Genomic DNA, 17,340 nt, shown 5'->3' with positions numbered 1-17,340 from the left:
AAGATGGGGAAATATTCATGGTCCAAATTGATGTTCTTCATGATGCTGGTACTTGTATTGGCACTTGCCGCATGCGGCGGGGGATCATCGGAAGAAGAAACGTCAGAAGACTCCGGCGACTCCGGTTCTGAAGGCTCATCAGAAGAATCGAAAGATGAAGGTGGGGAAGAAGGAGAGTCTGGAGAAGTATATAATTATGAAGATTTCAACCAAGTTGTCTCCAACGATGGAGAAGCAACTGGGGAAGGCACACTGAAAGTCGGCCTGACTTCAGATACGCCTTTTGAAGGCACACTGAACTGGAACCTGTATCAGGGTAATCCAGATGCCGAAGTATTAAGTCTGTTCGATGAGCCATTGCTCACGATGGATGAAGATTTCCAGTTTACAAATGATGGGGCACTGAACTTTGAAGTCAATGAAGATGACAAAACAGTGACATTCACAATGGAAGAAGGCGTCAAATGGCACGATGGGGAACCAGTTACAATAGATGACTATGTATACTCATATGAAGTCATCGGCCATCCTGACTATCCGGGTATCCGTGGTGCCACCGATGGATTCACGCTGATTGAAGGGTATAATGAGTACAAAGCGGGAGAAGCAGACTCCATTTCAGGTATCGAAGTGATCGATGACCAGACTGCTGTCTTCACATATAAAGAAATTGCACCATCACTTACAGCGGGCGGTTTCTGGTACTATGCAATGCCTGAGCACCACTATGAAGGTGTTGAGATCGCCGATATGGCTGAAGCGCCTCAAACACGTGAAAATCCGCTGGGCATAGGGCCGTATAAAGTGGATTCCGTTACACCTGGAGAATCAGTCGTAATGACCAAGTTTGAAGATTATTGGAGAGGCGAACCGAATCTTGACGGCATCGAGTTGAGCGTCGTATCACCATCATCAATCGCGAATGCTCTGGAAACAGGAGAAGTGGATTATGCAATCAACTTCCCGACCGACCAATATCCGGACGTAGCTGAGATGGAAGGCGTCGAATGGCTTGCCAATATCGATGGTGCCTATACCTACATCGGCTTCAAACTAGGTGAATGGAACGCAGAAGAAGGCAGAGTGGACTACAAACCTGAAGAATCCAAAGTCGGCGATAAAGAACTGCGCCGCGCGATGTGGCATGCGATGGACAACGAAGCTGTAGGTAAACGTTTCTACAACGGTCTTCGTTGGGAAGCAACTACACTGATCACGCCTTATCACGCCGAGTGGCATGATGACAGCATCGAAACACCAGAATATGATCCGGAAAAAGCGAAACAGATTCTGGATGACGCAGGCTATGAAGATACAGACGGCGACGGTTTCCGTGAAACGCCAGAAGGCGAACCACTCGAATTGAACTTCGCTTCAATGTCCGGTGGGGATACTGCGGAACCACTTGCAAACTACTACATCCAATCCTGGAAGGATGTCGGCCTGAACGTCAAACTGACGAACGATCGTCTGATAGAATTCAATACATTCTACGATATGCTTGAAAACGACGATCCTGAAGTCGACATCTACCAAGGCGCATGGAGCGTAGGCTCCGATGTAGACCCATATGGTCTATATGGCCCGGATGTGGCATTCAACTATCCACGTTACGCCACTGAAGAAAGCACTAAATTGATGGAAAAGGGTAACTCTCCTGAGGCTCTAGATGTAGAGAAGAGGAAAGAGATCTACAATGAATGGCAGGCGCTCATGGTCGAGGAAATGCCAGTCGTACCGACTCTTTACAGAGCATATGTCGTACCTGTCAACGAAAGGGTGACAAACTTCGGCATTGAACTTGGATACGATGAAGAGACGCTTCCTTACAAATGGGGCGTAACTGAATAAGAGTACACTCAAGTTGCACCCATGCATAGCATGGGTGCATTTTTGTTGTACAGGATAATCGATTGTGATAAATTAGTACCTAGTTATAATATGAGAGTATAAGGTGTGGTCTAATGAAAAATGTTGGCGTATTGGGGCTCGGAACCTACGTACCGGAAAAAGTGTTCACCAATCATGATTTCGAAAAGATTTTGGATACATCAGATGAATGGATTACAGAAATGACAGGTATAAAAGAACGACGATTCGCCGAAGGCATGGAAACAAGTGATATGGCGTACGAAGCTGCGGAAGAAGCGATAGCAAACTCCGGAGTCGCCAAAGAAGATATCGGTCTGGTCATTGTTGCGACATCGACCGGGAATCATAAATTCCCGACGGTAGCGACGACAATCCAAAACAAGCTCGGTCTCGAGGCAGTGCCGTCAATGGACCAGCTCGCTGCCTGCACCGGCTTCATCTATGCCATGGTGACAGCCAGCCAATTCATCCAAACCGGCACATACAAAAATGTGTTGGTAGTCGGAGCGGACAAGCTGTCCAACATCACCGATTTCGATGATCGCTCCACTGCAGTGCTCTTCGGCGATGGAGCTGGGGCTGTAGTTATGGGAGAAGTATCTGAAGGATATGGCATACGTTCCTTTGAACTCGGCAGCAACGGCAAAGGGGGGCCTTATCTGTATGACGATGAGGACACCGGCGACATTCGTATGAACGGCCGGGAAGTGTTTAAATTTGCGGTCAGGCAGATGGGCGAATCGAGTGTCAATGTTACAGAAAAAGCAGGTCTTACAAAGGAAGATATTGGTATGCTGGTGCCTCATCAAGCCAATATACGCATCATGAATGCCGCGCGCGAGCGCATGGGGCTGCCTGAAGACCGTATGAGTGTGACAGTTGATAGGTACGGCAACACTTCAGCTGCCTCAATACCGTTAAGTATCCATCATGAAGTTAAAAATGGTAAGATAAAGGACGGAGACACCCTTGTCCTGGTCGGCTTCGGAGGCGGACTGACCTGGGGTGCAATCTGTCTGACCTGGGGAGACAATAAGGAGGAGACTCATGGATAAGAGAAGAGTAGTTGTAACAGGGATTGGAGCGCTGACGCCAATCGGAAACACAGCGCCTGAAACCTGGGAGAACGCCCTGAAGGGAGTAAATGGTATAGATAAGATCACACGGATAGACAACAGCGAGTATAATGTCCATGTGGCAGGGGAACTGAAGGATTTCAACGTCGAGGACTATATTGACAGAAAGGAAGCGCGCCGCATGGACCGCTTCACCCAATATGCCATGGTGGCTGCTGATGAAGCAGTCGCAGACAGCGGCCTCGACATTACAGATGACAACCGTGAACGCATCGGTGTCTGGATCGGTTCCGGCATCGGCGGCATCCAGGCCCTTGAAGATGGCTTCAAAGTCCTGTATGAGCGGGGACCACGCCGCGTGAGTCCGTTCTTCGTACCGATGATGATCCCGGACATGGCAAGTGGCCAGGTGTCCATCAAGCATGGCTTGAAGGGACCGAACGGTGCAACGGTCACAGCATGCGCCACAGGTACGAACTCGATCGGTGAAGCGTTCAAGTTCATCGCACGCGGTCAGGCTGATGCGATGGTCACAGGCGGTACTGAAGCACCGATTACACGTATGGGCATCGCCGGATTCCAGGCCAATAAAGCATTGACTACGGCAGAAGACCCTGACAAAGCATCCAGACCCTATTCCAAGGACCGTGATGGCTTCGTCATCGGCGAAGGGGCAGGTGTCGTCATGCTTGAGGAACTGGAACATGCCAAAGCGCGTGGTGCCACAATATATGGAGAGATAGTCGGCTACGGGACGACCGGCGACGCCCACCATATCACAGCACCGGCTGAAGGCGGCGAAGGCGGAGCGCGTGCCATGCAGGAAGCGATGAAGGATGCAGGTCTGAAACCGGAGCAGATCGACTACATCAATGGCCACGGGACAAGCACACCATACAATGACCTGTTCGAAACGATGGCAATCCGTACGGTGTTTGCAGATCACGCAGACAAACTGCTCGTAAACTCCACAAAATCCATGACGGGCCACCTGCTCGGCGCAACAGGCGGTATGGAAGCGATCATTACGGTACTCAGCCTGAAAGAAGGCAAAGTCCATCCGACCATCAATCTGGACACTCCAGACCCTGAATGTGACTTGAACTATGTCTCTCGGGGCATGGTGGAAGCAGATTTGGAATATGCAATTTCCAACAGCTTCGGTTTCGGCGGGCATAACGCAAGCCTTGTGTTCAAAAAATATGTAGATTGATGTTCAAATGTAAAAGCGCCTCCCTTCGATGAAGGGAGGCGCTTTTTTATGATGGTGAAGCATTGTTATATGGGGAGGATGAGAGCTATTTCCGCTTTCTGCCGAGCCCCATGGCCCGCTCCATCTTAGCGACCATCTTATCCGCCTTGCGGGATGCCTTGACGGCGCCCTCATCAAGGATATCGTCAAGTGCGCCACTTTCAAGGTAGTGGTTGACCTTCTCCTGGAAATCGATGAGGAACTGCTCCACCACTTCCCCAAGATCCGATTTGAATGTACCATAATTGCTGTCTGCATATTCCCGCTCCAATTGCTGGATGCTTTTGTCGGTCAGGGAAGCATAGATTGTCAGCAGGTTTGCGATGCCCGGTTTATTTTCCTTATCATATTTTATATCACTGCCCGAATCAGTAACGGCGCTGCGTATCTTTTTGGCAGCTGCTTTAGGGTCATCGAGAAGTGATATGAACCCCTTTTGGTTATCGTCACTTTTCGACATTTTTTTGGTGGGATCATTCAGGCTCATGATGCGGCCTCCGTATTCCGGGTGCTTGACTTCAGGGACGGTCAGGACATCATTGTATTTGGTGTTGAAACGTTCCGCGAGTGTGCGGGTGAGTTCAAGGTGCTGGCCCTGATCTTCGCCGACGGGTACGATATCGGTTCCATAGATCAGAATATCAGCCGCCATCAGTGAAGGATATGTAAGGAGACCCACACTGATGCCGTCGCGTTGGTTTTGTTTACGTGCCTTATCCTTATATTGCGTCATACGCTCAAGTTCCCCGACATATCCGACGCACTGCATCATCCACGCCGCTTTCGCATGGGCCGGCACTTCGCTCTGTATGAACAGTGTGATCTTCTCCGGATCGAGTCCCGAAGCCAGATAGATTGCTGCGAGTTTTTTTGTATTATCCCGCAGTTTGAGACGGTCTTGGGGCACGGTTATGGCGTGCTGGTCGACGATGCAGAAGTAGGCATCGTATTCATCCTGCAGCTCGACGAATTGCTTGTAGGCGCCGATGTAGTTGCCGATTGTAGGAATCCCGCTCGGCTGGACTCCGGAAAATAATGTTTTCATGTGTCATCACCTTTAAGTTAGTCATTACTCCTATAATAATAGACTTTCCGAAAGCTTGCAATAAAGCAGATAGCCTTGTATAAATATAAAAATATCATAAATTAATTGAAAATTTGCGGGATTATTAAGGAATTCTCATTTTATTTTAATGTTCGTGCAGTATAATACAAAGTGTAGATGAAGTTGAAGTCGGTTTTCCATTAAATTTAACCAATCGGGATTAAAAATTGATGGAACCGGGTAAAGACTAACATTACAAATCTTTTGAAATTGGAGTGTGAGCCCCATGGTAACATTATTTACTTCTCCAAGCTGCACATCATGCCGTAAAGCGAAAGCATGGTTACAAGAACATGAAATTCCATACACTGAAAGAAATATATTTTCTGAACCCCTCACATTGGAGGAGGTCAAGGCAATTCTTCGCATGACTGAAGATGGCACGGATGAAATCATTTCCACCAGATCTAAAACGTTCCAAAAGCTTAATGTGGATATCGACACCATGCCGATGCAGGAGTTGTACACATTGATCATGGATAACCCTGGACTGTTGAGAAGGCCGATCATCATGGACGAAAAGCGTCTCCAAGTCGGCTATAACGAAGATGAAATACGTCGTTTCCTTCCACGCAAGGTAAGGACATTCCACCTCAAGGAAGCAAAACGTCTCGCCGAACTCTAAAAAAGAGCACCCGAGATCAGCCATATACTTAAAGTGTTATGCCCGCAGATTGCTTGAAAACTGTGGGTATTTTGGCGTATAATGATATGACAATTCCAAAAGTGGTTTTACCCTGGCACATTAAGGTATAGTATAAGTAAGCCCATACTTTATGGAGAGGAGTGAGGAGCATGAGGATTGAAAGGATCGATGAGTCTACAATCAAATTTTTCATCACCTACCAGGATATTGAAAAACGCGGCTACGATAAAGAAGATCTGTGGTTGAACCGTAAACGTGGAGAAGAATTCTTCTGGTCGATCATGGATGAAGTGAACCACGAGCACGAAGAAGAATTTTCAATGGACGGGCCGCTATGGATTCAAGTGCATGCCTATGACAAAGGAATCGAAGTGGTCGTGTCCAAATCTCAGGATGACAAACCATTCTCAATGGAGCAGAACCCTATGGATATAAATAATAAAGATGTTGAATCATTCCTTGAAAATATTTCAGGCGAGAAAGACCAGACGACGCCTGTTACGAAAGAGCCAGTAATGGTCAGGTTCGCAGACTTGGAAGACCTCATCAAGTATTCCTATGAAGTCGAAGTCGATGAAACACAGTATGAAGATCTGCTGATTGTCCATGAAGGCAGATATTACTATCAGATATTCTTCGATTACCGTATGGATTATATGGATACAGAACGGATTGAAGCAAAACTTCTCGAGTACAGCGCGCCTGCTGAAACATCCAGCCTCATTGTCGAAGAATACGGCAATATCATCATGAGTATGAACGTGAGGGGCAAAGTAAGAAAAGTTTTTCAAGAAAATTAAATTATCTGCATTTAAAATAAATCATTTTTAACCTTTTCATCCATATATAGATGAGGAGGTTTTTTTATGTTTATAGCCCACGATGAAACTGGTGGCAACGTCACTGCAAGTGAAGCGGTCAAGAACAGGAAATATTTCTGTCCGGTCTGCCTGGAGCGGGTCGTATTGAAATCAGGCAATGTAAAGACACCCCATTTCTCCCACCATCGCATAGTAGACTGCATCAGGCATCTCTACAAAAAGGAATCATTGGCTCACTTGTCGGCGAAGCATGAACTGTACTTGAGCCTCAACAAAAATCACACTGCTGCAATGGAATATTATCTGCCCGAAATAGAACAGATTCCAGATCTGCTTGTAGGGAAGCGCGCCATCGAAATCCAATATTCTCCGATTTCTCCAATGCTCATCATCGAACGCTCGAAAGGGTACCGTACACTTGGTATGGATGTCATATGGGTGCTTGATGAAACGGCGCTCCGCATCAATGGACCTCATGTGATTCCAACCCATTTCCAGTTGTCGACACAGTTCCATCATGCCTTGTTTACATATCAGGACAGGAACAGGCAATTGAAGAAATGGACGTTGCATCATCATATCGGTACAGGCCGCTGGCTGTTCCATGTAGAGGGTATGGATGCAGAAGCACTGATGCTAGACCATGAAGTGATGACTAGACAGATGCACCAGATGAACAGACAGGATATCAAACGGCTCATCCAGCATGAACGTCGGCAGAAAAGTCGGTTGAATCCCACACTTACATATATTTATCAGCTTGGACTCAATCCGGCTGATCTGCCGAAACACTTGTTGTACATTACAGAATCCGAGCGCTGGATCATGAACAGTCCCCTTGAATGGAAACTGTATTTGATGTTTGCCCTGGAGCGGGGGAGCTTGACGATTGAAGGTTTCAGACACTTCATACGCCTCCGGGAAATACAAGGGGCGCCTCAAAGCGAGCAGGTGATCCACAGGCTGCTTGGCGACTATAAGACGTTATACAATTCACAATAAGTTTCGAGACTTGAAATTTATACGCAATATTGAGAAAATTAGACTATCTGAAAATTGGAGGGTATATAATGACAAAAGTAATAACACGTGAAGAACAACAGGAGAAGTATACATGGAATCTCAAAAATATTTTCGAGTCGGACGAAGCGTTCGAAGAGAAGTATAAGGAATTGGAAGGCAGGCTGGGCGAAGCGGAACAATTCGAAGGGAACATCGACTCCCTGGAAAGACTATCGGAAGCGCTTCATACCCAGCGCGAGTTGACGGAAGAGATAGGCAAGTTATTCGTCTACTCACACCTTAAGCACGACCAGGATACATCGAATGACACCTATAGCGGTATGGAAGCCAAGGCGCGCACACTGGTTGTCAAATTCAATACGGCATGGAGTTTCCTGGTGCCTGAAATCCTGCAGATTGATGAAGATGCGCTCGAAGAATGGCGCCAGGATGAGCGTCTTTCCGAGTTCTCCTTCGATCTTGAAAAATTGAACAGGAAGCGGGAACATATACTCAGCGACAAGGAAGAGAAGCTTATGGCACAGGCAGGAGAAGTGCTGTCCAACCCGACATCGACGTTCGGCATGTTCAATAACGCGGACTTGGAATTCCCGGATGCGATCGACGCTGAAGGAAATGCGCATACACTCACACAAGGCACTTACATTGATCTACTCAAATCGAGCGACCGTGAACTGCGTAGATCAGCCTATGAAAATCTATACAAAACTTACGGTTCATTCAAGAATACATTGAGCCAGACACTGCAGGGTGTAGTATCCACACACGTCTTCGAAGCACAGGCACGCGGCTATGAATCGGCGCGGCACCAGGCGCTTTCAAACAACTTCATTCCGGAGGAAGTGTATGATAATCTGGTTGCAACCGTCAACAAGCACCTGCACCTGCTGCACCGGTATACTGAACTGCGCAAGCAGCTGCTCGGACTCGATACACTGAAGATGTATGATGTCTATACACCGATGGTGAAAGATGTCGATTTCAAGATGGAGTACGAGGAAGCGAAGGAATGGATGCTGAATTCATTAGAACCGATGGGTGAAGAGTACGTAGGCATCGTCAAGGAAGGCCTGGAGAACCGCTGGGTCGACGTCTATGAGAATAAAGGCAAGAGAAGCGGTGCCTATTCCTCCGGTACCTACGGCACAAATCCTTTCATCCTCATGAATTGGCAGGATAATGTCAACAACCTGTTCACCTTGACGCATGAATTCGGACACAGTGTCCACAGCTACTACAGCAGGCAGAACCAGCCGTCGAACATGTCCGGCTACTCCATATTCATCGCCGAAGTGGCGAGTAATTTCAACGAGGCGTTGCTTGCAGACTATATGTTCAGGAATCTTGAGGATAAAAAGAAGAAACTATATCTGTTGAATGAGCAGCTGGAAGGATTCAAGGGATCGGTATTCAGGCAGACGATGTTTGCTGAATTCGAACACAAGATCCATACGATGAAGGAAGAGGGTGAGCCGCTGACTGCCGGAAGCCTGAACGAAGTGTACGGGGCGCTCAACCGCAAATACTTTGGGGATGTGATGGAGTACGATGAATATATTGAAGTGGAGTGGGCGCGCATCCCGCACTTCTATATGAACTATTATGTCTATCAGTATTCTACAGGTTACGCAGCTGCAGCCAGCCTCTCAAAGCAGGTGCTTGAGGAAGGGTCTGAGACAGCTGAGCGTTATATCAACGAATTCCTGAAGAAGGGGTCTTCGGATTACCCGATTAACGTCCTCAAGAATGCAGGCGTCGATATGACAACTGCTGAACCAGTTGAGAACGCGATGAAAGTATTCGAATCACAGCTCGATCAGTTCGAGGCACTGCTCAAGGAGATATGATGATGGAATCCGGACCTTTGAGGTTCGGATTTCTTTAATTATGTAGACATGTAGATTAAAGTTATACAAGTATGATATGAATGCGTTTTCATTTTGTCTATATTGTGAAAAGACATGCAAAGTGTTGTTTGAAGCCTTTAACCGTGGTATATTACGTATATGGAATTTTTCTCACTGAAACATACCCCTTTGTTGTAACAGTGAAAAATTTCTCCCATCCCCTTTGTTTGAGCAGCACACTAAAGAAGGTGTGCTGCTTTTTTTAAAAAAAAGATGATAATATATATGAAGCACGGAATCCTTTTGGATTCCGTGTTTTTTTATTGGCGGAGAGATAGGAAGAATGAATTGGGTGTCTAACTCTCGTTCGTCCGGGCAACGAAGGCGAATTAGCGGTTTAACTCTCGTTCGTCTGGGCAACGAAGGCGAATTAGCAGTCTAACTCTCGTTCGTCTGGGCAACGAAGGCGAATTAGCGGTTTAACTCTCGTTCGTCCCGTCTAGTAAAAGCAAAACACCCCCTGCGAACCGGATCTTTATCCAGTTGACAGGGGGTATACTGATGAAACTATTCTCTCAATGCCGACGATCCGCCGCGGATCTGATAGTAGAAGCCGGCTTCCGTCTCGACTTCTTCAATCAGCCGCTGCAGTCTGAGTTTTTTCAATTCATTTAGCAAAAGACCGGTACGCCATTCGAAAACTGTCTTGAGTTCGTGGAAGCTGACGACTTCATATGTCTCAATGTAGTCGTGGATACTTGGCAACGGGTTTTTTTCTATTTCATGGTCGATGAGTTCATTGATGATATACGTGTAGATATGGTACGGGTATACACCCTCCACTTTGATGCCTTCCGCTTCGACATCTCCTGAAAAGAAGACGAGTGATGGAAGGGATTCGACATCCATTTCACGGTAGACCATCAGATCGCGTCTGAGGAGGCTCCGTACCGAACCTGATTGGGCATCTGCCGTGAACGACTTGACATCGAGCCCCGCAAGGCGCGCGCTCTCTTCCATATGTTCAATCGTGCAGATGTTGCGGTTCGGCATTATGCGGTTCAGCACATAGCGCATGAATGCGCGGGCTTTGTTGCGGCCTTGGATTTCGGCAGCTTTGTAGGCCAGTGCGATATTGTCGATATCTGTTGTGGATTGGGCCTGACATTTGGTCAGGACCTGAAGGGAAGGTGCAAGTATCTTTTTGACTGTCACATGCCCGCGGTATTCGATCTGGAGCCGGTTGATGACGGGCTCCAGGGCGCGACAGTCTTCTGAGAACGGATCGAAAAAGTAGAATATCTCAATCTGATGGGATACGGGTTCTAATACAAGTGCCTGTTCTCCAGTTCTATTCATGTCCTCACCCTGCTTATTCTTCTATCGTATTCACCATATGATTGGCCGTCATTTCGTAACGCTTCATGATGAATGTGCGTAAATCACCATCAAGTCCGACATCATCCATCGCTTTATCCATATTTTCAAGCCACGCATCCTTTGCTTTTGGAGTGATGCGGAATGGATTATGGCGTGCCTTCAGCATTGGATGTCCATATTCTTCCATGTAAAGGTTCGGACCACCAAGGAATTGTGTTTGGAATAATTTCTGCTTGTAGGCCGTTTCTGTCAAATCTTCCGGAAACAAGTGGTTGATGCGCTCATCGTTGCCCACGTAACCATAGAATATATCGATCATTTCATACAGCTTTTCACGGCCGATATCGTTATAGGGTATTGGCATAATTGTCACCTGTCCTGATTTCCGTCAGTTTATTGTAGAAACGTTCCACTTTGGTTATCTCTTCGCGCTGTTCGATATCATACTCCTTGAGCAGGTCCTGGAAGATGGTCTCACCCTTGTCCCGATTCGACACCTCATATTCCAACTCCAGATCTTCTGTATCAAGGTAATTGTTCTTATCCAGCACAAGCAGCCCATCCTTATACGGCACTTCCCGTCTCTTGGTCGATAAAGCGCCATATATCCTGAGCTGCGTCGTATCGATATTGAAGCGCTCCAGTTCGTTGCAGATGATTGCGGGAAGTTCATCCCGTCGGATGTTCTGGTCGAAGCTGAGGTCGTTATCAACTTCTCCATGGTATTCCATGACGCCTTTATCGGTCGGTTCTTTAAGGGTCATGACCTGGTTGCCGCCGACTGCACGTATCCTGAGCAACAGGCGGTTGTGTTTAAGATCCAGATCCGGGGTATCTATATAGAAATTGGTCTGTATGACCGGTTCGGCATTTTGGAAGAATGCCTGATCCAGCCGGCCATATTCATCGCCTGTCAATAGATTCTTGAATTCAATCTCGAGTTCTTTCATTAAATCCACTCCTTAGTGTATATTATCTATAAATTGAAAAGGACTGTAAAGTAAACAGTTTATGTCGTTATCAAATACCATTTACTATGGTAGAATAAAGTGCGCAAGGAGTGAGGAAATGGACATTTATGTTAATGGAATCAAATTCGAAGATGAAGCGCTCAAATGCTTGTCCGAGGAACGGACGGAAGGCCTCCAGGCGACGGCACGCATGACTGTCGACCCGGATGAGAAGAGCTTCATCTATCTTCTGGACGACGGCGAAGGAGCCGGTAGAGTGCATTTTGGGGAAAAGACATGGCGCATGCTGCGCGATCACCACGGCAGCGAAATCATTTTGAATACCGATGTCATATTGACTGACTTCTGGGATCAGCTGGATCACCTGGTTGATACCATCGAAGGCAACAGCTACGGGGAAGCATTCGAAAGGGCAGTCAAGGAAACATTCAAACAATAGAAGCGTTTTAAGACTGGAGTGTAGAGGATGGAACAATGGGAGAAGTTCCTCGCACCGTACAGGCAGGCAGTGGAGGAACTTAAGATAAAGCTCAAAGGCATGAGGCGGGATTACCAGCTCAACCGCCAAGCCTCCCCTGTAGAATTTGTGACGGCGCGGGTTAAACCAGTACAGAGCATAATCGAAAAGGCGAGTGCCCGCAACATACCTTACGACAAGCTGCAAGAGGGGATGTATGACATTGCAGGTGTCAGGATCATGTGCCAGTTCGTCGACGACATCGAATTGATATGCAGTCAAGTCCGCAACCGGACCGACATGAAAGTCGTCGAAGAAAGGGACTATGTGACGAATACCAAGGAAAGTGGCTACCGCTCCTACCACCTCATCGTGGAATATCCGGTCGAACGGATCGGTGGACCGGTGATCATACTGGCGGAGATTCAGATCCGCACTTTGGCGATGAACTTCTGGGCGACGATTGAGCATACATTGAACTATAAGTATAGCGGGGAATATCCACCGGAAATCAAGAAGCGTCTGCAGAATGCAGCAGAAGCGGCGTATCTGCTCGACCAGGAGATGTCTGAAATCCGTGAAGAGATACAGGATGCACAAAAATACTACACAAAGAAACGCAGCATGCGCTAGCGCTCTATGGAAAGGCGGGGTGAGACATGAAGTTCTTCATAGTGTCCAAGGGGGACACCAAATCGAACGCACTTAAAGATAAGATGATGAACTATATGATTGACATGAACATGGAACTGGATGACAAGAAGCCGGATATCGTCATTTCCGTCGGTGGGGATGGCACGCTGCTGCAGGCTTTCCACAGCTATCAGCACCTGCTCGACCATACGGCTTTCGTCGGTGTACATACCGGGCATCTCGGTTTCTATGCAGACTGGCTGCCCCACGAAGTGGAACGGCTCATCATCGCCATCCAAAATGATGAATTCCAGGTCATCGAATATCCACTTCTTGAAACGATTATACGGTATGAGTCGGAAGGAACCGAAACGCGGTACCTCGCACTCAACGAAGCGACCTTGAGGACGGATGACGGCACCACCTTGGTGATGGATGTCGACCTCAGGAATCAGCATTTCGAACGCTTCCGTGGAGACGGATTGTGCATCTCGACCCCGTCCGGCTCGACAGCCTACAACAAGGCACTCGGCGGCGCACTGATCCATCCTTCGCTGGAAGCAATCCAGATCACTGAAATCGCGTCGATCAACAACCGGGTCTTCCGGACCGTAGGCTCACCGCTGGTATTGCCTAAACACCATACCTGTCAGGTGCTGCCGGTCAACAGCGAAGTCTACAAGATGACGATCGACCACATCAATCTTGTGCATAAAGGCGTCAAATCGATACAATTCAGGGTTGCTGATGAAAAAGTGAGATTCGCCCGCTTCCGTCCGTTCCCATTCTGGAAACGGGTGCACGATTCTTTCATATCGTAGGAAAAGCACTCGCAGGGTGCTTTTTTCTTTTGTTTTGATGTAGAATGAAATTCAATATGAACAGGTGGTGGCAAAATTGGTTGAGACAATCGAGAAGACTGAGATGGAGATGGAGTACGATGTGCTCCTGGATCACCTCAGGAATGAACGTATAGATGACTTCCGGGAAGCTTTCCTGGACCTGCATAATTATGATCAGAGTGAATTTTATCTTCTGCTTGAAGAAGAAGATCGGCAGCGGCTCTACCATTTCCTCAGCCCGGAGGAGGTAGGGGAGTTCTTCGACAGCCTAGAACTTGATGAGGACGAGTATGATGAAATATTCGAAACGATGGACGCCCGCTACGCTGCAGATATGCTTGCAGAGATGCAGTACGACAACGCAGTGGATATATTGAGCGGCGTTTCAAAGGAAAAGCTGACCTCATTTCTGACGCTGATGCCGAGGAAGGACGCGCAGGAAATACGCAAGCTGATGAATTATGAAGAAGATACCGCCGGTGGTATCATGACAACGGAGTTCGTCAGCCTCACTTCACTGATGACCGTCAGGGAGGCCATGCGCCACCTCAAGCTGAAGGCGCCGGACTCGGAGACGATCTACTACCTGTTCGTCGTCGATGAAGGACGCAAGCTGGCGGGGATCCTTTCTTTGCGTGAACTGATCATAGCAGATGATGATGCCTATATCGGCGATATCATGATCGAACGTGTCGTCTCCGCCCGCGTTTCGGACGACCAGGAGGAAGTGGCGCAGATTATGCGTGACTATGACTTCCTGGCGATGCCGGTCGTCGACTATCAGGGTCATCTGGTCGGTATCATCACGGCCGATGACATCATGGACGTCATCGATGAAGAGGCAAGTGAGGACTACTCCAGGCTTGCCGGTATGAGTGAAATCGAGCCGACTTCGGATTCTTCCTTCTCCACAGCCAAAAAGCGCCTGCCGTGGCTGATCGGTCTGACTTTCATGGGGATGATCACCGCTACAATGCTCACGCGCTTCGAAGATACGCTGGCGCAGGTTGCCATATTGGGTGCATTCATCCCAATCATCGGCGGGATGGCGGGAAACAGCGGGACACAATCTCTGGCGGTTGCGGTGCGGGGGATTGCGACCGGTGAAATAAAGGAATCGAGCAAGGTTAAACTTGCCTTCCGGGAGATGGGTTCCGGCTTGATAACAGGGTCGGTCTGCGGGATTCTTTTGTTCACCATCATCACCTTATTGTATGATTCGTCAATTCTTGGTATGATCGTGGGCGTCAGTCTGCTGATTGCGATGACGTTGGCGACACTGCTCGGCACACTCATCCCACTGGTGATGGATCGCTTGAATATTGATCCGGCGGTGGCGAGCGGGCCGTTCATCACCACGTCAAACGATATCATCAGTCTGCTCATCTATTTCACACTTGCTAACGCACTAATGTCTTACCTCATATAAGGAGTAGCTTATGGAACACGGACCATCCGTAGTGTCGTTGGCCATCGTTGTGCTGGCGGCATTACTGACCCCTATACTCATCAGCAGATTGAAAGTCAGCTTCCTGCCGGTCGTTGTGGCGGAGATTATCGTAGGCGTCATCATCGGCGACTCCTTTTTCGATATCGTCGACGGCAACGACCCTTGGCTGAAGGTATTGTCTACACTTGGATTCATCTTTCTGATGTTCCTCAGTGGACTTGAAATCGATTTTGACGCGTTTACGCAGAAAGCGAGTCGCCAGAAGAAATCAAAGATCCTGAAAAGGCCGTTGCCGAACATACTGATGCTGACGACGGGCATATTTGCAGCGATGCTCGGCCTAAGCCTCTTGTTTGCGCTGCTTATGCGGGGCCTTGGGATATTTGACGATGTCTTTCTGCTCGTCATCATCATCTCAACCATTTCGCTTGGTGTCGTAGTGCCGACTTTGAAGGAGGCGAATCTGATCAGCACCCGGATGGGGCAGATCATCCTGCTGATTGCAGTCATTGCGGATTTGACGACGATGATAATGCTCGCCCTCTATTCCCAGCTCTACGCGGATGCAAGCAAGCCGCTGTGGCTGATGGGGATACTTGTGGCCTTTGCCATCCTATTCTATTTCCTCGGCCGTGTCATGAACGGCTCGGAGTTCATCAAATCTCTGAATAACGGTACGATGCAGATCGGGATGCGCGGCGTCTTCGCCCTCATCATCATGCTTGTCGCTTTGGCTGAAGGTGTCGGGGCTGAGAATATACTCGGTGCCTTCATCGCCGGCTGTATCGTCAGCCTGCTGAAGCCGGACCAGGATATTGTCCATAAGTTGGACTCGTTCGGCTATGGATTCTTCATCCCGATATTTTTCATCATGGTCGGAGTTGAGTTGAATCTGCCTGCGCTGTTTTCGGACAGCCGGGTGTTCGTACTGATTCCGGTACTGCTGTTTGCGTTTCTGTTCAGCAAACTGATACCGGTGGCGTTCCTGCTGCGGTATTTTGACTTGAAGCGCGTCACGGCAGCCGGTTTCCTGTTGACCTCGACACTGTCGCTCATCATCGCAGCGGCAGTCATCGCCGAACAGATCGGCATGATAACGAATTCCGAGAGCGGCATGTTCATATTGAGTGCTGTCATCGCCTGCATCATCACCCCGGTCGTCTTCAAGCAGCTCTACCCGGAAGGTGAGAATGAAGACCGTGTCATCAATGTGACGATCTTCGGCAACAACCAGCTGACAGTGCCGGTGGCGCACAGCGTCGCCGGGGGTCTGTATAATGTCAGGCTCATCTTCCACAAGAATTTTTCCGACTCTAGGGAAAGGAATACAGAGAACCTCTCATTCCAGGAGATACCGGAGTATTCCGAAGAAGCCCTGGACGCAGCCGATGCATTCGACAGCGATATCGTGGTCGTCGGAGCCAATGCGGCGGACATCAATTGGCGTGTCGCGGAAATGGCTAAAAATCGGGGAGTGGAACGGATCATCTACAGAATCGAAGACCCGACAAGGGAACAGGCCATCAAAGGACTTGGATACGAGCCATTCTCTGCACTGTTGAGCTCGAAGACACTATTGCGCGGATTGATCGAATCTCCGCACATGATGGATCTCCTGACGGATGAAGAGACGGCCATCTATGAGATACAGATGAACAACTACCGCTACGATGAAATGATCCTGCGTGACTTCCCGTTCACTGCAGATATCATCTTCCTTCGGATCATGCGTGGACAGGAGTCGATTGTGCCCCACGGGGATACCAGACTCCAGGTGGATGACCGTATATTCATGACGGGATCTAGGGAGTATGTGGAAGAATTGAAGCGGGAACTGGAACTATATTAACGAATGCACCCTCCGGGGTGCATTTTTTCTTATAAGATGGTGCTTTCTTTTTTGTTGCAATCAGAGATGAAAAACTGTAGATTAGTAGTAGGTACTAACATTAAATCATAAGCACG

16 protein-coding genes are annotated in these 17,340 nt (G+C 48.2%); 12 read left to right on the top strand and 4 right to left on the bottom strand.

Going from position 1 to position 17,340, the window contains the following annotated elements; translation table 11 throughout:
- Positions 1–3: 3 nt before the first annotated feature.
- The 3 genes from ACZ5LF_RS09110 (at position 4) to fabF (ending at position 4,161) form a co-directional block, all read left to right on the top strand.
- Complete coding sequence (locus ACZ5LF_RS09110) at positions 4–1,851, top strand: oligopeptide ABC transporter substrate-binding protein (RefSeq protein WP_380569881.1); 1,848 nt, start codon at positions 4–6, stop codon at positions 1,849–1,851.
- 113 nt (positions 1,852–1,964) lie between these two features.
- On the top strand, positions 1,965–2,927 hold the full coding sequence (locus tag ACZ5LF_RS09105; RefSeq protein WP_380569880.1) for a beta-ketoacyl-ACP synthase III: 963 nt from the start codon (positions 1,965–1,967) through the stop codon (positions 2,925–2,927).
- On the top strand, positions 2,920–4,161 hold the full coding sequence (gene fabF, locus ACZ5LF_RS09100; RefSeq protein ID WP_380569879.1) for a beta-ketoacyl-ACP synthase II: 1,242 nt from the start codon (positions 2,920–2,922) through the stop codon (positions 4,159–4,161). Before ACZ5LF_RS09105 ends, fabF begins: the two co-directional genes overlap by 8 nt.
- An 85-nt stretch (positions 4,162–4,246) precedes the next feature.
- Here the strand turns inward: fabF and trpS are convergent, their stop codons facing one another.
- Positions 4,247–5,245 (bottom strand): tryptophan--tRNA ligase, encoded by a 999-nt coding sequence (gene trpS, locus ACZ5LF_RS09095; RefSeq protein ID WP_380569878.1) that lies wholly within the window; start codon positions 5,243–5,245, stop codon positions 4,247–4,249.
- A gap of 286 nt (positions 5,246–5,531) precedes the next feature.
- On the opposite strand from trpS, the gene spxA reads away from it, so the two are divergent.
- The 4 genes from spxA (at position 5,532) to pepF (ending at position 9,642) form a co-directional block, all read left to right on the top strand.
- Positions 5,532–5,930, top strand: coding sequence for a transcriptional regulator SpxA (gene spxA / locus ACZ5LF_RS09090; protein ID WP_344704150.1), 399 nt, complete (start codon positions 5,532–5,534; stop codon positions 5,928–5,930).
- Between the two features lie 170 nt (positions 5,931–6,100).
- Positions 6,101–6,751 carry an adaptor protein MecA gene (locus tag ACZ5LF_RS09085; protein ID WP_380569877.1) on the top strand — a complete coding sequence of 217 codons (651 nt, stop codon included), beginning with the start codon at positions 6,101–6,103 and terminating at the stop codon, positions 6,749–6,751.
- 66 nt (positions 6,752–6,817) lie between these two features.
- Complete coding sequence (locus ACZ5LF_RS09080) at positions 6,818–7,774, top strand: competence protein CoiA (RefSeq protein ID WP_380569876.1); 957 nt, start codon at positions 6,818–6,820, stop codon at positions 7,772–7,774.
- Positions 7,775–7,842: 68 nt separating this feature from the next.
- The gene (gene pepF, locus ACZ5LF_RS09075) at positions 7,843–9,642 is read left to right on the top strand and encodes an oligoendopeptidase F (protein WP_380569875.1); all 1,800 of its coding nucleotides are present in this window, start codon (positions 7,843–7,845) and stop codon (positions 9,640–9,642) included.
- 567 nt (positions 9,643–10,209) lie between these two features.
- Here the strand turns inward: pepF and ACZ5LF_RS09070 are convergent.
- Genes ACZ5LF_RS09070 through ACZ5LF_RS09060 form a run of 3 tightly spaced genes read right to left on the bottom strand, consistent with a single transcriptional unit; the run spans position 10,210 to position 11,972 of the window.
- On the bottom strand, positions 10,210–11,001 hold the full coding sequence (locus ACZ5LF_RS09070) for a DsbA family protein (RefSeq protein WP_380569874.1): 792 nt from the start codon (positions 10,999–11,001) through the stop codon (positions 10,210–10,212).
- A 13-nt stretch (positions 11,002–11,014) separates the two neighbouring features.
- Entirely contained in the window at positions 11,015–11,386 is a 372-nt protein-coding gene (locus tag ACZ5LF_RS09065) for a globin domain-containing protein (RefSeq protein ID WP_344704128.1), read from the bottom strand.
- Complete coding sequence (locus ACZ5LF_RS09060; protein ID WP_380569873.1) at positions 11,370–11,972, bottom strand: CYTH domain-containing protein; 603 nt, start codon at positions 11,970–11,972, stop codon at positions 11,370–11,372. Before ACZ5LF_RS09060 ends, ACZ5LF_RS09065 begins: the two co-directional genes overlap by 17 nt.
- Positions 11,973–12,090: 118 nt before the next feature.
- Between ACZ5LF_RS09060 and ACZ5LF_RS09055 the strand changes: the two genes are divergently transcribed.
- The 5 genes from ACZ5LF_RS09055 to ACZ5LF_RS09035 all read left to right on the top strand — a co-directional run bounded on the left by ACZ5LF_RS09055 (position 12,091) and on the right by ACZ5LF_RS09035 (position 17,224).
- Positions 12,091–12,432, top strand: a complete 342-nt coding sequence (locus ACZ5LF_RS09055) for a UPF0738 family protein (protein ID WP_380569872.1) — start codon at positions 12,091–12,093, stop codon at positions 12,430–12,432.
- A 27-nt stretch (positions 12,433–12,459) separates the two neighbouring features.
- Complete coding sequence (gene yjbM / locus ACZ5LF_RS09050) at positions 12,460–13,083, top strand: GTP diphosphokinase (RefSeq protein ID WP_380569871.1); 624 nt, start codon at positions 12,460–12,462, stop codon at positions 13,081–13,083.
- A gap of 26 nt (positions 13,084–13,109) precedes the next feature.
- A complete protein-coding gene (locus tag ACZ5LF_RS09045; protein WP_380569870.1) occupies positions 13,110–13,904 on the top strand; it encodes an NAD kinase in 795 nt (264 codons plus the stop codon).
- 103 nt (positions 13,905–14,007) lie between these two features.
- Complete coding sequence (mgtE, locus tag ACZ5LF_RS09040) at positions 14,008–15,354, top strand: magnesium transporter (RefSeq protein ID WP_380570018.1); 1,347 nt, start codon at positions 14,008–14,010, stop codon at positions 15,352–15,354.
- 10 nt (positions 15,355–15,364) lie between these two features.
- Entirely contained in the window at positions 15,365–17,224 is a 1,860-nt protein-coding gene (locus tag ACZ5LF_RS09035; protein ID WP_380569869.1) for a cation:proton antiporter domain-containing protein, read from the top strand.
- The last annotated feature ends 116 nt before the right edge of the window (positions 17,225–17,340 follow it).

The sequence above is a fragment of the Salinicoccus siamensis genome (assembly GCF_055391965.1).
Note: the sequence above shows the minus strand (reverse complement) of the source record. Positions and strands in the feature narration are given on the sequence as shown.

Bases quoted from the DNA above. Each gene is read 5' to 3' on its own strand.
- ACZ5LF_RS09110 (WP_380569881.1), top strand. From the start codon at position 4: ATGGGGAAATATTCATGGTCCAAATTGATGTTCTTCATGATGCTGGTA.
- ACZ5LF_RS09105 (WP_380569880.1), top strand. From the start codon at position 1,965: ATGAAAAATGTTGGCGTATTGGGGCTCGGAACCTACGTACCGGAAAAA.
- fabF (WP_380569879.1), top strand. From the start codon at position 2,920: ATGGATAAGAGAAGAGTAGTTGTAACAGGGATTGGAGCGCTGACGCCA.
- trpS (WP_380569878.1), bottom strand. From the start codon at position 5,245: ATGAAAACATTATTTTCCGGAGTCCAGCCGAGCGGGATTCCTACAATC.
- spxA (WP_344704150.1), top strand. From the start codon at position 5,532: ATGGTAACATTATTTACTTCTCCAAGCTGCACATCATGCCGTAAAGCG.
- ACZ5LF_RS09085 (WP_380569877.1), top strand. From the start codon at position 6,101: ATGAGGATTGAAAGGATCGATGAGTCTACAATCAAATTTTTCATCACC.
- ACZ5LF_RS09080 (WP_380569876.1), top strand. From the start codon at position 6,818: ATGTTTATAGCCCACGATGAAACTGGTGGCAACGTCACTGCAAGTGAA.
- pepF (WP_380569875.1), top strand. From the start codon at position 7,843: ATGACAAAAGTAATAACACGTGAAGAACAACAGGAGAAGTATACATGG.
- ACZ5LF_RS09070 (WP_380569874.1), bottom strand. From the start codon at position 11,001: ATGAATAGAACTGGAGAACAGGCACTTGTATTAGAACCCGTATCCCAT.
- ACZ5LF_RS09065 (WP_344704128.1), bottom strand. From the start codon at position 11,386: ATGCCAATACCCTATAACGATATCGGCCGTGAAAAGCTGTATGAAATG.
- ACZ5LF_RS09060 (WP_380569873.1), bottom strand. From the start codon at position 11,972: ATGAAAGAACTCGAGATTGAATTCAAGAATCTATTGACAGGCGATGAA.
- ACZ5LF_RS09055 (WP_380569872.1), top strand. From the start codon at position 12,091: ATGGACATTTATGTTAATGGAATCAAATTCGAAGATGAAGCGCTCAAA.
- yjbM (WP_380569871.1), top strand. From the start codon at position 12,460: ATGGAACAATGGGAGAAGTTCCTCGCACCGTACAGGCAGGCAGTGGAG.
- ACZ5LF_RS09045 (WP_380569870.1), top strand. From the start codon at position 13,110: ATGAAGTTCTTCATAGTGTCCAAGGGGGACACCAAATCGAACGCACTT.
- mgtE (WP_380570018.1), top strand. From the start codon at position 14,008: ATGGAGATGGAGTACGATGTGCTCCTGGATCACCTCAGGAATGAACGT.
- ACZ5LF_RS09035 (WP_380569869.1), top strand. From the start codon at position 15,365: ATGGAACACGGACCATCCGTAGTGTCGTTGGCCATCGTTGTGCTGGCG.